At 69.6% G+C, this 14,021-nt stretch carries 14 protein-coding genes and 2 pseudogenes; 9 read left to right on the forward strand and 7 right to left on the reverse strand.

What is annotated here, in order from left to right; all coding sequences use genetic code 11:
- Positions 1 to 169 precede the first annotated feature (169 nt).
- The 8 genes and pseudogenes from AB0H83_RS50325 (at position 170) to AB0H83_RS50360 (ending at position 8,271) form a co-directional block, all read left to right on the forward strand.
- Entirely contained in the window at positions 170 to 874 is a 705-nt protein-coding gene (locus tag AB0H83_RS50325; protein ID WP_360110664.1) for a hypothetical protein, read from the forward strand.
- 456 nt (positions 875 to 1,330) lie between these two features.
- A pseudogene (locus AB0H83_RS50330) lies at positions 1,331 to 1,552 on the forward strand (DUF2334 domain-containing protein); the annotation flags it as partial.
- Between the two features lie 32 nt (positions 1,553 to 1,584).
- Positions 1,585 to 1,770: a hypothetical protein gene (locus AB0H83_RS50335; protein WP_360110700.1), complete on the forward strand. Its 186-nt coding sequence runs from the start codon at positions 1,585 to 1,587 to the stop codon at positions 1,768 to 1,770.
- Between the two features lie 13 nt (positions 1,771 to 1,783).
- Positions 1,784 to 2,992 (forward strand): CapA family protein, encoded by a 1,209-nt coding sequence (locus AB0H83_RS50340; RefSeq protein WP_360110667.1) that lies wholly within the window; start codon positions 1,784 to 1,786, stop codon positions 2,990 to 2,992.
- A gap of 92 nt (positions 2,993 to 3,084) precedes the next feature.
- Positions 3,085 to 5,265 carry a HAMP domain-containing protein gene (locus AB0H83_RS50345; protein ID WP_360110670.1) on the forward strand — a complete coding sequence of 727 codons (2,181 nt, stop codon included), beginning with the start codon at positions 3,085 to 3,087 and terminating at the stop codon, positions 5,263 to 5,265.
- A gap of 2 nt (positions 5,266 to 5,267) precedes the next feature.
- Complete coding sequence (gene pgsB / locus AB0H83_RS50350; protein WP_360110673.1) at positions 5,268 to 6,536, forward strand: poly-gamma-glutamate synthase PgsB; 1,269 nt, start codon at positions 5,268 to 5,270, stop codon at positions 6,534 to 6,536.
- Positions 6,533 to 7,018 carry a poly-gamma-glutamate biosynthesis protein PgsC/CapC gene (locus tag AB0H83_RS50355; protein WP_360110676.1) on the forward strand — a complete coding sequence of 162 codons (486 nt, stop codon included), beginning with the start codon at positions 6,533 to 6,535 and terminating at the stop codon, positions 7,016 to 7,018. Before pgsB ends, AB0H83_RS50355 begins: the two co-directional genes overlap by 4 nt.
- Positions 7,019 to 7,212: 194 nt before the next feature.
- The gene (locus AB0H83_RS50360) at positions 7,213 to 8,271 is read left to right on the forward strand and encodes an NlpC/P60 family protein (RefSeq protein ID WP_360110679.1); all 1,059 of its coding nucleotides are present in this window, start codon (positions 7,213 to 7,215) and stop codon (positions 8,269 to 8,271) included.
- A gap of 100 nt (positions 8,272 to 8,371) precedes the next feature.
- Here the strand turns inward: AB0H83_RS50360 and AB0H83_RS50365 are convergent, their stop codons facing one another.
- Positions 8,372 to 8,506, reverse strand: coding sequence for a hypothetical protein (locus AB0H83_RS50365; RefSeq protein WP_360110703.1), 135 nt, complete (start codon positions 8,504 to 8,506; stop codon positions 8,372 to 8,374).
- Between the two features lie 5 nt (positions 8,507 to 8,511).
- On the opposite strand from AB0H83_RS50365, the gene AB0H83_RS50370 reads away from it, so the two are divergent.
- On the forward strand, positions 8,512 to 8,940 hold the full coding sequence (locus AB0H83_RS50370) for a transposase (protein ID WP_360110694.1): 429 nt from the start codon (positions 8,512 to 8,514) through the stop codon (positions 8,938 to 8,940).
- A 214-nt stretch (positions 8,941 to 9,154) separates the two neighbouring features.
- Here the strand turns inward: AB0H83_RS50370 and AB0H83_RS50375 are convergent, their stop codons facing one another.
- The 6 genes and pseudogenes from AB0H83_RS50375 to AB0H83_RS50400 form a co-directional block, all read right to left on the reverse strand.
- The gene (locus AB0H83_RS50375) at positions 9,155 to 10,048 is read right to left on the reverse strand and encodes a hypothetical protein (RefSeq protein WP_360110682.1); all 894 of its coding nucleotides are present in this window, start codon (positions 10,046 to 10,048) and stop codon (positions 9,155 to 9,157) included.
- A 185-nt stretch (positions 10,049 to 10,233) separates the two neighbouring features.
- Positions 10,234 to 10,617, reverse strand: a pseudogene (locus AB0H83_RS50380) (DDE-type integrase/transposase/recombinase); the annotation flags it as partial.
- Positions 10,618 to 10,868: 251 nt separating this feature from the next.
- Positions 10,869 to 11,696 carry an integrase core domain-containing protein gene (locus AB0H83_RS50385; RefSeq protein WP_360110685.1) on the reverse strand — a complete coding sequence of 276 codons (828 nt, stop codon included), beginning with the start codon at positions 11,694 to 11,696 and terminating at the stop codon, positions 10,869 to 10,871.
- Positions 11,697 to 11,723: 27 nt separating this feature from the next.
- A complete protein-coding gene (locus AB0H83_RS50390) occupies positions 11,724 to 11,933 on the reverse strand; it encodes a hypothetical protein (RefSeq protein WP_360110688.1) in 210 nt (69 codons plus the stop codon).
- Between the two features lie 176 nt (positions 11,934 to 12,109).
- Positions 12,110 to 12,532, reverse strand: coding sequence for a hypothetical protein (locus tag AB0H83_RS50395; protein WP_360110691.1), 423 nt, complete (start codon positions 12,530 to 12,532; stop codon positions 12,110 to 12,112).
- Between the two features lie 35 nt (positions 12,533 to 12,567).
- The gene (locus AB0H83_RS50400; RefSeq protein WP_360110697.1) at positions 12,568 to 13,938 is read right to left on the reverse strand and encodes an ISL3 family transposase; all 1,371 of its coding nucleotides are present in this window, start codon (positions 13,936 to 13,938) and stop codon (positions 12,568 to 12,570) included.
- Between the last annotated feature and the right edge of the window lie 83 nt (positions 13,939 to 14,021).

Genomic DNA, 14,021 nt, shown 5'->3' on the forward strand with positions numbered 1-14,021 from the left:
CGGCACTGCGGCCGGCTCCTGCTCAATGGGGGTCTCGGTCGTCATCTCGGCGTCTCTCCCTTGATCGGTCGATCAGCCGTTATTTGTACAGTCCCTGAAGGGACTGAGAGATCATCTTGTGGATGCAGCGGCCGCCACCGGCTCGTCGATGCTGTGTCATCATGCTGCCGTGGCTGAGGAGCGGGCTGACCTGCGCAAGATCGTCGACGACATCATGCGGGCCTGCGAGGCGTACGAGTACTGGTTGCCGGACCCCGACATGCGGGCTTCGCTGCACGGCTTGGCCGCCGACGATCCGCGGTCCGTCACGGTGGGCCTGTCGTATCTGTGGGACCGCTCGTTCATCGAGTATCCGAACGTATTCCAGCCGGCGGTGCCGGCCGTCCGGTACGTGCTGGCGCTGCTGGACCGCAAGGTGGGCGGCGATACGGTGATCCGGAGCCCGGACGGCAGACTCCAGCCATTGCGAGGCCATCTGCTGACCTGGTTGTCTGCCGTTGCGGACGCAGTCGGTGACGTCCGCGTCCGTGAGTTCGTCGAGCTGGCTGGATATTCACCGCTGGAGTACCCGAACTCGGCGTGGCACGCTGTCCGGCAGCTCCGTTCCCAGATGTACGAGGCCGCCGCCGCGTTTCTGGACGATCCGGACCCCCGTGTTCGACAGGAGGCGATAACTGCGGCGGTGGTGCTCGTACGAGTTCCCGAGCTGGCCGTCCACCGTGAGCACATCGCCGCCGCGGCGCGAGCATTTCTGGACGCCTGCACGGACCCGGTGCGCAGGCGATGGGCGGATGAAGCATTCTCCGAGTTGAGCCCGACCTACGTCGCCGACGAGCCGGTACGGACGCAGCCTGAACTCGATCGGATGAACTGATTCGCCGCGATTCGTGGCCTTTCGTGAGCTGCCAGGCCGCCTTCATCACGCGGCGTAGTCGGCTACGACAACTTGGAGCTAGTGAAGCAGGGTTCGGAGAGCGCAAGGGACGTCGCTGGCGACTCGACGGCGTTGGGCTCGCCGGCCGTCAGACCATCCACATGGGTGGGCCCTGAACTCACGAACACAAGAATCGGACTTCAGCCGGTGGGCCCCGAGCTCGCCTACGAATGGGTCCCGAAATCGGCTCTGGCGCGGATTTGGTGATCGTTGGTTGTTGATGTCAGTGGGCGAGGACGACCCGACGCCGTATTCTCTGGACCCGGCTCGGCCGTACATCTGGCGTCTCAGAACGACCTTGGTGTTGGCGCCTTCCATGGGCCGTTGCTGTAGGCAGGGTCAGCCCGGCCACGACGGTATTCCGGCGGTATACCCGTACACCGGACGCTGAGCGGCATGCCCGCGGTCGTCGACGCGCTGCGGTACATGAGCGAGCACGGCGGCGCGCTCATCATGCACGGCTACACCCACGGCCTCACCGGCGTCTGCAACCCTTACGGTGCCAGCGCCGAGGACTACGAGTTCTACCGCGCCCACGTCAACGACGCAGGCGTAGTCCAGCTGGACGGGCCGGTCCAGGACGACTCGCCGGAGTGGGCGCTCGGCCGGTTCACCTCGGCCCGCCAGGAGTGGCCCGGCACGGCCTGCCAGTGCCGGACATCTGGGAGTTCCCGCACTACACGGCCAGCGCCGCCGACTACCGGGCGATCGCCTCGGCGCCGGGCGGCCGGGCCCGCTACGAGCAGGTCCTGTACTTCTCCGGCGTCCTGTCCGGCACGCCAGCCGGCACCGTGGTCCGCCGGCTACCCACCGCCCGGCTGCCGGAACAGGAGTGATTAGCCTTGCGCGGTGCAGAAGACGCGATCGCTCCGGCCGAGGTGGGGCATGCTCGGCACCGTCATCGTCGTGGCGGCCGCGGTCTTCGCTGTCTACCGGATAGGCCCGTGGGCGCCGGCCACCGTGCAGGAGACCGGCACGCCCCGGCCGCTCGGCTCGCCTGTGACGGTCGCGGGACGGTCCGTGTCGGTGATCGGCGCCGGCGACATCCTGTTGCACCCCGACCTGTGGAACCAGGCGAAGCGGGACGGTGGCGGCCCGATGGATTACGCACCGATGCTCGCCGGTGTCAAGGCCTCCATCGAGGCGTCCGACCTCGCCCTGTGTCACATGGAGACGCCGGTCGCGCCGCCGGGCGGGCCCTACACGGGCTTCCCGCGCTTCAGCGTGCCGCAGGAGACGGTGCGGGCGATCAAGACCGTCGGCTACGAGGGCTGCTCGACCGGCTCGAACCACAGCATCGACCAGGGCTTCGACGGCGTCAAACGTACCCTCGACGCGTTCGACCAGGCGCAGCTCGGGCATGCCGGCACCTACCGCAGCGCGGACGAGGCGAAGCGGCCCAAGCTGTACACCGTCAAGGGCGTCAACATCGCTCACCTGAGCTATGCGAAGTACTTCAACGGCCTGACCCGGCCAGCCGGGCAGGAATGGATCGCGAACCTCATCGAGCCGAAGAAGATCGAGGCGGACGCCGCTGCGGCCCGCACCGCCGGCGCCGAGATCGTCGTGGTGAGCCTGCACTGGGGCACCGAGTACGTGCACGAGCCCGACGTCGACCAGCAGACCTGGGCCCGAGCGGTCGCCGCGCTGCGCAACGTCGACGTCGTGTTCGGTCACCACGCGCACGTGGTGCAGCCAGTCGAGCGCATTTCCGGCAAATGGATCGTGTACGGCATGGGCAACCAGATCGCCCGCCACGAAGAGCCGATCAACGACAACCGGGAGGGCGTGATGGTCCGTGTCACATTCACGCCTTCGAGCGAGGCGAAGCGGTGGACGGTCGCCGCGGTCGAGGCGATCCCGACGTTCGTCGACCTGAACCCGGACATCCGGGTGGTCGACCTGGAGCGGGCGTTGGCCGACCCCGGCCTTCCGGCCGCCCGCCGGCGGATCTACGAGGCCGCCGTCGAGCGGATCCAGGGACACCTGCTGACCCGGGGGGCGGACGAGGCCGGTCTGATCGTCCGCGGCACGGCGCCCGCACCCCGAACCAGTTGATCATTGTCACGGAATGTCGTAGCCCTGGGTTATAGTCACCGGCGATTCGGGGTGAGAGGGCAGCAAAACGTTGGGGAGGGGGCGGTATATCCGTGTATGACGACGCCCCGCCCGCGGCCGGCGCGCCACCGGCCCAGCTCATCGCATGGCGCCGGCGGGCACTTGAGCAGCAGTTGCCTGCGGCGGCGTTCCCGGCCGGCTCCAGTGCGCCATCGCTGGTCTACCTGTGCGTGACGATGATCGTCGCTGCGGCCGCCGTGCTCGGCTTCGCCGTCTACGACCGCAGCGGCGTGCCGAAGGCCGTGCACGACTCGCAGCGTGAGCTGGTCGCGACCGTCGTCCGCGGCATGAGCGTCGGCTCCGCCCGAGCCACGGACGACCTGGACCGAGTCCTCACCGACGTGCGCAAGCCGCCGCTGCCCGCCGACGCCGACGTGCTGGCGAAGCTCATCGGCAACCAGGAGACCTGGACCGGCGCCGCCCTCCTGCAGACCGCGACCCGTCAGGCGCAGGCCGCGTCCGGCACGCCGGTCCCGCTCGACCAGCTGCCGACGCCGCTGCCCGCCGACGCCACCGTCGCGGTCTCCACCACCGACGGGCCGGCCCTCGTCCGCATCGCCGCGCTCGACGGCCAGCGCAGCGTCGCCGTGCTCTACCCGCTGCTGATGCGCAACCTGCGGCTCAACCCGGGCGCCCAGCACGGCGTCTTCATCATCACCCCCGACGGCCGCCCGACCCTCATCCAGGGCGTCAGCGCCGTCGGCGAGCCGCACCTGCCGAAGCTCTTCGAAGGGCTGGCCGGGGCACGGGGCAGCCGCGCGATCAAGGTCACCGAGTGGCCCGACCGGCAGCTGGTCGTCTCCTCCGCCGCGATCGGCGACACCGGCGTCGTCGTGGCGTCCGTCCTCGTCGCGCCGGTCAGCCGCGGCACCTCCGTCGGCTATGGGTTGCTCCTCGGCCTGTCGCTGCTCGGCGTGTCGCTGCTGGCGTTCTTACTCATGCGCGCATTCCTGCCCGCGCCGGTCCAGGCGCTGCTGCGGCAGGCGAAGTCCGATGCCTGCGGCGCGGTGACACCTGTCCGGCAGCCGCTGCGCACCAGGGAGACGTTCCGAATCGCGCAGGCCCTCGCGGTGTTCAGCGGCGGCGGGCTGCGCGGCGCGCGGTGGCGGCCGAGCACCGTGCAGGGCCTCGCCGTCGCCGTCCTGATCGCTCTGGCGTGGCCAGCGGTCGCGACGGCCACCGCGCTGCAGGCGCCCCGGCCGCCGGTGCCCGAGCAACTGTTCTTCGATGAGGAGAGCCGCGCCGAGGCGGTCAGCGGCGTGTTCGGCAACGCGCTGGACAGCGGCCTGCAGACCGTGTCGCGGATCAGCCTCGCCAACGCCAGCACCGACCCGGCCAAGTTCGGGCCGATCCTCAGGCAAGGGCTGGCCGACGAGTACCGGTTCCGCGGCATGTACCTGGTGGACCGCAACGGCGCCGTGGTCAGCTCCGCCGGCCGGGAGTCGCTGCGCACCCCGCAGCCGCTGCCGGGGGAGGCCGGGATCCGCATCGACCGGTCGGTCACCCGGTTGCCGGTCATCTACGCGTTCCGCATCGCCAAGGACGACGGCTATGGGGTCGTCGGCGAGTTCGACATCGACTACCTGCTCGGCGTGATGCGCCGGGTCGACGGGCGGGCGCGGGTCGTCGACTCGCAGCTGCGCACGATCCTGGACTCGTCGGGCTACCGGGCGATGCAGCCGCTGGAGGGCGACGCGGCCCGCGCCGTCGCGATCGAGGCCATGGCCGGCGGCACCGTCCGTGGGCAGCGCAGCGCCGGAGGGCAGCCGTCGCTGCAGGTCGCAACGGCGCTGACCAGCCCGCCGTCAGTCGTACACCTGGAATGGGTCGTCGTGATCGAACGCAACCCCGTCTCGCTCCAGCTGCCGCAGGTGATCATGAACCGGTGGACGCTGCTGATGGCCGGCGCCGTCACCGGCATCGTCGCGCTCGCGTTCGTGTGGCAGTACTTCATCTTCGTGCGGCCGCTGCGACGCCTCGCGGTGTTCGCGGACCGCATCCGCACCGGTGAGTTCGACGAGCCGATCCCACCGCAGCGGCACGACGACGTCGGCGCGATCGCGATGTGCCTGGAGATCTGCCGCCAGGTTCGGCACACCGGCTCCGCCCGCTTCGGCGGCGCGGTCCGGCTGCGCGGCTCCGAGGACGACTTCACCGCCGTCCGCCCGCGCTTCCCCAGCCAGCGCGGCGCCAGCCGGACCGCGAAGGTCTGAGCGTGCTGTATCTCTACGTCGTCTACGCCCTGTGCTGCGTCGCGCTGCTCGTCGCCGGGATCGTCGAGCAGCGCAACCACGACCGCAACCTGAGCAAGATCCCGCACCGGGTGCTCGTCAACGGCATCCGCGGTAAGAGCTCGATCACCCGGCTGTGCGCCGGTGCGCTGCGCGGCGGCGGGCTGCTCGTCGTGGCCAAGACCACCGGCACCGCCGCACGGTTCATCTTCCCCGACGCCAGCGAGGAGCCGGTCCACCGCAAGTTCGGCATCGCCAACGTCGTGGAGCAGATCGGCATCGTGCGGCGGGCCGCCGCCTATCACCCCGACGCCCTGGTCATCGAGTGCATGGCGGTGATGCCTGCCCTGCAGGAGATCAACCAGAGCAAGCTCATCCGCTCCACCATCGGTGTGCTGTGCAACGTCCGCGAGGACCACCTGGCCGAGATGGGGCCGACCCTCGACGATGTCGCCCGGTCGCTGAGCAGGTCGATGCCCGTCGGCGGCGTGTGCGTCACCGCCGAGCGCGACCGGCTCGCGATCCTGCAGCAGGAGGCCGACAAGCGCGACTGCCGGCTCATCGCCGTTGACCCCGAGTCGGTTACCGACCGGGAGATGGCCGGCTTCGGCTGGATCACGTTCAAGGAGAACGTGGCCATCGCGATCGCCGTCGCCGGGCTGCTCGGCGTCGACCGGCGCAGCGCCCTCGCCGGCATGATCGACGCGCCGCCGGACCCCGGCGTGCTGTCGGTCGTGCGGGTCACCGCCGGCGACAAGCTGATCCGCTTCGCCAACGTGTTCGCCGCCAACGACCCCGAGTCGACGCTGATGAACATCCAGCAGCTGGAGCGGCAGCAGCTCATCTCCCGCCCGATGACCATGGTCATCAACTGCCGACCGGACCGGGTCGAGCGCAACGGTCAGATGGGCGCGCTCTGCGGCGACGTCCGCCCCGACCGGATCGTGCTCATCGGCGAGCCGACCCGCAGCGCCCGCTCGACGATCCCGGCCGACCTGCTGGACCGCGTCGTGGACATCGGCGGGAAGCTCGACCCCGACCGGCTGCTCGACGGCGTCGTCGCCGCCACCGACTTCGACTCCTCGATCGTCGCCGTCGGCAACATCCACGGCCAGGGCGAGGTGCTCCTGCACGAGTTGGCCGGGCTGCCCAGCTGGGCGCCCGACGAGCTGCACGGCCCGCTGCCGCCGATGCTGCGCACCAACATGACCGTGGGGACCCGCGTCCCGGCTCAGAGAAGGACCGGCCAATGATCTTCGGAGGGGAGCTCAGCGCTCAGCTCGCCACCGCCTGCCTGGGCATCGGGCTGGTGTTCGCGCTGCTGTGTTACCTGACGACCAACCTCTCGCCTGGCGGCATGATCACGCCCGGCTGGATCGCGCTCGCGCTCATCGAGGACCCGCTGCAGGCGGCGATCGTCGTGGTGATGACCGTCGTCACCTATTACCTCACCAAGCTCCTGCAAAAGGTCGTCATCCTGTACGGCAAGCGCCTCTTCGCCGCCATCCTGCTGCTCAGCGTGCTGCTGCAGCTGACGCTGTTCGTCATCGTGCAGCGGGACCTGCCGTTGCTGTTCGCCCATCAGACGCTCGGCTTCGTCGCCCCCGGCCTCATCGCCTACCAGCTGGTGCGTCAACCGCCGCCGGCGACCGTCCTCGCCACGACGATCGTCACCGGGATCACGTTCGGCGTGACCTTCAGCGGCATCGTCGCCGGACTCGTGCCGGTCACATGAGCGAGCCTGAGTGCAGCGGAGAGGTTGCCCATGGTGGGTGCAGTGCTGCGCACCGTCGGCGCATGGCTGGTTCAGGCCGGCACTGGAGCGCAGCGGTGGTGGCGGCGTGAGCGGGCCGGAGCGTAGCGGAGGGCTGCTCATGAGGGGCGCAGGTTTGGTTCAGGCCGGCGCCGGAACGCAGCGGAGGTAACGGCATGAACACGTCGGGGCTCACGCGCAGCGCGACGACGTTCGTCACCGCCGCGCTGCTGCTCGTCGCCGGCCTCACGGCCATCGGCTACAGCGCCGTCCGGCTCACCCAGCCCGACCCCGTCGAGATCAGCCTCGGCACCGCGGCCACCACCGTGTCGTCGTCGGGATACACGTACCGGCGGTTGACCGACCCGCCCGGCACCGAGGTCCTGCGCCCCGACGGCGCGCGCGTCGCGGTGCTCACCGACGGCGCCCGCACCGCCCACCTGACCGGCAGGGCAAGGACCTTCGCCGAGCCGCGCTTCACCAACGCGAAGGTCACCCACGACGTCTACGTCCGGCTGGTGCCCCAGCCGTGGCAGGCCGGCGCCGAACAGCAGTCCTGGTTCGCCGGCTGGCTCGCCGCCGCGCTCGCGGATCCGAACCCCGACGTGCTCGCCACCGCCATGCAGTACACCTACGGCGCCACCCCGCAGAAGGGCGACAACGGCGTGCAGATCGCCGGCGACGCCGCGTTCGGGCCGCTGTCGAGCGGCGACCGCGACGGCCGCGCCGAGAACTCCGACTTCTACGACTACCTCGGCGTCCCCTGGGGCTTTCCCGACGGGGTCAAGGAGAAGCCGTCGCCGGACCGCCTGCACAGCCTCGACTGCTCCGGTTTCATCCGCATGGTGTACGGCTACCGGATGGGCTACCCGCTGCGCGGCACGAACACGCAGGGCCCGGGGCTGCCGCGACGCGCGTATGCCATCGCCGACGTCGGCCCCGGGACCGTCGTCATCCCCAACACCGGCAAGCGCCCGCAGCAGCTGGACCGCCTGCGCCCCGGTGACCTGGTCTTCTTCTACGGCTCACCCGAGATCGACGCGGACGGCGCCGACCGCCCGACGCACATCGAGCACTCCGGCATTTACCTCGGCATCGACAACCGCGGCCACTACCGCTTCATCTCCAGCCGCGTCGGCGCCAACGGCCCCACCATGGGTGACTCCGGCGGCGAGGCCACCCTGGACGGCACCGGCCACTTCGCCGCCGGCCTCCGCACCGCCCGCCGCCTCTGACCCGGCCCGCGCCCGACCGTCGTGCCAGCGCGGTCCGGAGCGCGGAAACGAACGCAGTACAAGCGCGGAATGAACGCTGAGCGTGTGCCGGGCTCCGGGCTCAGTACCGGATCAGGCCGCCGACGGTGACCGGAGCGACGTGGCCGTTCGCGGGAAGGGTCCGTGCCCAGGCGAGTCCGACGTCGACCAGGGACGACCGGCGCAGTCCGGCGACGTCGGGCACCGGGTGCCGCACCGACTCTGCGGTCTCGCCGTTCGACTCAGGGCGGAGCGCACCCCGGTGATGCGGACCCGGTAGAAGGCGCCGCCTACCGGCACCGCTACGACACGATCATCGCCGCCGGCACCGCCGCGAACCCCGCCCCGCCGGGCAACCGCGCCCGACCACCCGCGGTCACTCTCCTGGCCCGGCTACACGGGTTCGCCACCGACGTACTGCGCTTCGCCCACGACCTTCGCGTCGTGTTCGACAACAATCTCGCCGAACGCGACATCCGCATGGTCAAACTCTGGCAGAAGATCAGCGGCGGGCTGCGCACCTGGACCGGCGCCGAAACCTTCTGCGCCATCCGCAGCTACCTCGCCACCACCCGCAAACACGGCATCAACGCCCTCGAAGCCCTCCCCCAACTCCACAATGGACGGACCTGGCTCCCCGGAACCACCTGAATAGTTACCGCATCGGTCAGGCATTGACGGCAGTCATTCGTATGGGCGTCGGTGCCGTCCAGAACCGGACAGCGGTCCGAGTGACCGGACGGTGGCCTGCGCCGGACGCTGAACGTGCAGGTCCGAGCCACCGGATCGAGCCGCGGATCCGGCTGAACGGCCGCGTGGCGGTGCCGGGTCTGCCTGATCCGGCGGAACGGCAGGGCGCCCAGGGTCAGCCGGAGGTCAGGCGGGCGGCGATGGTGTGGGCGACGGCGTCGAGGCGCTCGGGGTTGCCGCGGATGACCCAGCCGAGCTCGATGTGCAGGAACTGCGCGCCGATATCGTCGGCGGCCTTGCCCTGGACGTTGGTGGTGCCTTCGAGCCGGCCGCAGGTGGCGGCCCAGGCGCGGCAGACGATGACGCCCGTGCCCTGCAGACTGGATGCCACGTCGCGGGCGAGGGGGGAGACGCGGCCCGCGCCGGTCGACACGACAGCCTGCGCGTCGGGGAGGTTCTTGTCGGCGAAGCCGTGCAGCTGCACCTGGCTCAGGCCGCCGCGGGCCAGCTCCGTCGCCAGGACGTGGAACATCGACATGTCGTTGTGGGCGACGTCCGCGGCGCCGTTCCCGGCGGCGCGGTGGGCACCGGCCATGAGCAGGACGCTGCCGGGGACGAGACGGTAGAGGGCGACGCCGAGCTTGTCGGTGTTGGTATCGAAGCCGGGGTGCGGCACCTCGATGACGTAACGCAGCGGCGCGGACCGGTCGGCGAGGACGAGGCCCCAGGCCGGCCCGTGGGTCACGCTCATGGAGAACATGCTGTAGCGGCGACCGGTCGCGGCATCGACGCTGTGGGCGGAGTCGTACCCCAGACGGCCGAACGCACCGTCGAGGTCGGTGATGTCGTCGGACCCCGCCAGCAGCAGCCGCGCGGCGGCCCGCCCCTGCGCCCGCTCGGCCTGGTCCGGGTCCCGGTAGGGCCCGTCGCGGGACAGCAGCGCCGTGCGCTCCTCGACCACCGCCAGGGGGTCGTCGGACGGGCCGGGCACCGGCGCGGGCAGCGCCTGCTCGGAGCATCCGCCCAGCATCAGGACCACCGCGATCGCGAGGGCTGCGGCACGGGACATTGTCCAAGATTATCCAACCCGGCCGACCCGATCGGAGCCCAGTATGCGAGCACGCACCCTGCGAGCCTTGCGGACACACGTTCCCGAGCTGGCCGACGTCACGGTCACCGAGCCCGGCAAGGGCCTGGAGGCTCCGTTGCGTTATCTGATCGGGTGACGCAGTGAGCCCGGTTCTCGTGGCTGGCTCAGATGGCGGTGGCGGGCTCGGTGAACGCTGCGGCGACTCGGAGCCCGGACGATGCGTCGAGCCCGAGTTCGTAGTGTCCGCGTCGGTGGTTCTGCATGAAGGCGTGTCCGGCGATGATCGTTTGTAAGGTGCGGCCGGTACGCAGCCCGCGCATCGGTCTGGGCCGGTGCTTCAGCGTGCCGCGATCGGCCTCGATCCGGTTGTTGGCATGGCGTTCGACGTGGTGCCACGCCGACGGGACCAGTTCGTCGAGGACAGCCGAGTACACCGGTGCCGCGTCGGTGACGACCTCACTCGGTGTGACCTTCAGCGCGGCCAGCGCCCGGCGGAAGAACCGGCGTGCCGCGGCGGCCCGGCGGGCGGAGGCGAGCACATCGACGACGTTGCGGGTGCCGACAATGACGTCCGCCCTGTTCACGGTCACTTTGACCGTCACAACGAGATCTTGCGTTTGTCAACGTGCCCGGGTTTGTCGTACCGCTGACGACCGCTGGGCGAGGATGTCTGGTTGTGCTGCTCCGACTGGCCTACCTCGGCGTGACCAACACGCTGGCGATGCTGCGCCTGCTGCCCATGAGCGACCGTGCCAAGGACGCTGAATTCCTCGTGTGCGGCTCGTAAATTGGGTTTGGCTTACGCTGCCTGCGAGTACTCGTTGATCAGCCCGCCCAGGACCGGGCGTCGTCGGACCCGCGCAGCGCCGAGGTCGGCGACCGGTGGTGGATTCGGCGGTTGCTGGTCCAGTGACTGGTGTGGGCGGTGGCGGTTGTAGTGCTCGGTGTACTCGGTCAGCACCCTCAAGAGATGCCGTTCGCCAGCGATCAGGATCCGGTCGGTGCATTCCCGGCGGACGGTGCCGACCCAGCGCTCTGCGAAGGCGTTCGCCTTCAGTGCCTGTGGCGGTGTGCGCAGCACGTCGATACCCGCGGCGGTGAAGACCACGTCGAACGCTGCGGTGAACTTCGTGTCTCGGTCTCGTAGCAGGAAGCGCAGCCTGCTGGCGTGCTGGTCGAGGTTCATGAGCAGATTCCGGGCCTGTTGCGTGACCCAGTCGCCGGTCGGGTGGGCGGTGACGCCGGCGATGTGGACCTGCCGGGTGGCGAGTTCGATGAAGAACAGCACATAGATCCGTTTCAGCAGCACGGTGTCAACGGTGAAGAAGAAGTCGCAGGCCAGGATTGTGTGGGCCTGTGCGGTGAGGAACTGCTGCCAGGTCGGTCCGGTCCGGCGTGGTGCCGGGTCGACGCCGGCCCGGTGCAGGATCTTCCAGACCGTGCTGGCCGCGATCCGGTGGCCCAGCCGAGCCAATTCACCTTGTACGCGGCGATGGCCCCAGGTCGGGTTCTCCGCGGCCAGACGCAGCACCAGGTCGCGGACCTCCCGGTCCACCGGCGGCCGGCCAGGCGATGCATGCGGATACGTCCAGTGCCGGTCGATCAGCTGCCGGTGCCAGCGCAACAACGTGGCCGGGGTGACGAAGAACGCCGATCACTGTGGCCGGGGCAGCAGCCGCGACAACGCCGCCAGCACCACCCGATCCGCGGGCTGCAGGTCGGGTCGATGCACCTGCCGTCGCCGGACCGCTACCTGATGCCGCAACACGAGCAGTTCGACGTCCTTCGCGCCGCCGTCGCGGGCGAGCTGCGTGAGCATCTGCAAGATCTGACGTAGGAGCAGGTACACCAGCGAGGCTGCCACGCCCTGAATCATCCCCGCTACCGGCAGCTGAACCACGGACAAATCCGCACGTCACAGCCACCGAACCGAATTTACGAGCCGCACAGGGTCCCGAACTCGCCGACCAGGATCAACGAAAACTGATCCGGGCGGGTCCCGAAGTAGCACACATCTGGGCTCCGTTCGTGGTTCTGGCGCTAACTTCGTGATTGATCTTGTCGGCCGTGCGTGTCGGTGGTGTTTCGCCGGCTTCGGACGAAGTCCATGTATTCGTCGCCGGCAACCGCGTGGTTGACCCAGAGGTTAGGTTGTGCGGTCGTGAGTTGCTCGGCGAGCACCATCGCTTCGGTCTCGCCCTGGCTGGCGCCGAGTTCGCGGCCTTCGCCGATGTAGTCTTCGTCGACCGGGTCCAGGGGCATGAGGTTGGGCAGGTCGCCAAACTCGTCGTCGTCGGGGTCCTGCACGGTGTGCAGGGAGACGCGGTACTGACGGTCCATGGGGCTGATCGCGACCCATTGGATGGCGGCCTCGCCGCCGACCTGGGTGCCACCGAGGAACTGTTCGATGCCGTGTCCGCGGCGCAGGGCCCCGATGGCGAACTGCCGGGTGAGGTAGCGCATCCAGGGAGCGTAGTGCGGGGAGCGGCTGGCGCTGATCAAGGTGCGAGCAGCACACGCTTGCGGAGCAGGTCGAAGCCGGCTCGGCCGTACATCTGTCGTTTGATCATTTTGATGCGGTTGACGTTGCCTTCGACCGGTCCGGAGCTGAAGGGCATGCTGAGGCCGGCGGTCACGGCGGCCAGGTCTGCGGTCAGGCCGGTGGCGAACTTCGTGACACCGGGCAATGCTGCTGCTTCGGCTGCCGCGATCCAGGCGTCGAGTCGCTCACCGCGCAGGCGGGTGAGCATGTCGGCGAACGACCGGACCAGGTCGGTGGCGGCGCGCAGTTGCGGGCAGCGCTGGAGGATCGCCTGCAGTTGGACGCTGTCGCGGTCGGCGAGGTCGTCCGGTCGTCGACAGATCCATCCGGTCACCTGCCGCACCGAGGGTGGGCGGCGCACCGCTGTAAGGTCCGGCGTGCTGCGGTACTGCTCGACGAACTTGCGGATGATCGCGTAGCTGCCGGCGAAACCTTGGGCACGGACCTCACGGTGCAGTGTGGCGGCCTTGAGGCAACCTTCGCCGATGCGCTGGATCAGGTAGGTCTTGAACGGGTCGACCTGGCTCGGCCGGATCTTCTGCCCGACCATCATCTCCTGCCACGTTGCGGCGTGGGCGTACCGCGATACCGTGTGGTGGCTCCAGCCCAGATGCCGGGCGATCTGCCGAAATCCGGCGCCCTGCGCCAGCAGTTCGTGCACGAGAGCGTGGTGGGCGCGGCGACGTTCGGCCATCGCCCCGGCGGATTCGGCCGCCTCCGCAGCAGCGCCGTACCGCTCGGCAGGAACCTCGACGGGCTCCTGCAGGCAGCTCTTGTGCTGCGCCACGCACCGCTCGATCGCGGCGGCAAGGTTCTGCCACAGGTGAAACCGGTCGGCGACCTGGACGGCCTGCGGTGCGCCGTTACGTGCGGCCTCGGCGTATGCGCTGGCCCTGTCCCGGCAGATCACCTGAGCTCCTGGATGCTGTTGCAGCCACGCGGTCAACGGGTCGGCGTCCCTGCCGGGGAGGAGATCAACGACCCTGCGGGACTCACAGTCGATCAGCACCGTGCCGTAATGGTGGCCGCGCCTGACCGCGAAGTCATCAACCCCGAGCACCGCAACCACACCGACCGGTGGATCCGGCAACGCCCGTACCAGTCGGATCAGGCGGTGACGGCTGGCTGGCATACCCAACTGTGCAGCAAGACGCGCGCCGGCTCGGCCGGCCAGCGCCAGCCCGACCGTGGTCAGCATCTGCCGCAGCCCATCGCTGACCCGCGACCACCGGCGGGTCAGCCCATCAACCTGCTCGGCGAACGTCTTCGCACGCGGCGTTCTCGCAGAAGAACCGGCGCACCCACAACAGAACCCGTGACTGATCAGGTGGTCAGTTGATGGCGGGTAGCCAGGGCCGACCGGTGATGAGGTCGGTGAGTGCCCGGAGGGTGTTGTGGCCGTGGGCGGTG

Source organism: Dactylosporangium sp. NPDC050688, assembly GCF_040654515.1.
In the GTDB taxonomy this organism is placed as follows: domain Bacteria; phylum Actinomycetota; class Actinomycetes; order Mycobacteriales; family Micromonosporaceae; genus Dactylosporangium.

What these genes read in the sequence shown, in the direction of transcription:
- AB0H83_RS50355 (WP_360110676.1), top strand. Translation starts at nt 6,533, where the DNA reads ATGATCTTCGGAGGGGAGCTCAGCGCTCAGCTCGCCACCGCCTGCCTG.
- AB0H83_RS50360 (WP_360110679.1), top strand. Translation starts at nt 7,213, where the DNA reads ATGAACACGTCGGGGCTCACGCGCAGCGCGACGACGTTCGTCACCGCC.
- AB0H83_RS50375 (WP_360110682.1), bottom strand. Translation starts at nt 10,048, where the DNA reads ATGTCCCGTGCCGCAGCCCTCGCGATCGCGGTGGTCCTGATGCTGGGC.
- AB0H83_RS50395 (WP_360110691.1), bottom strand. Translation starts at nt 12,532, where the DNA reads ATGCGCTACCTCACCCGGCAGTTCGCCATCGGGGCCCTGCGCCGCGGA.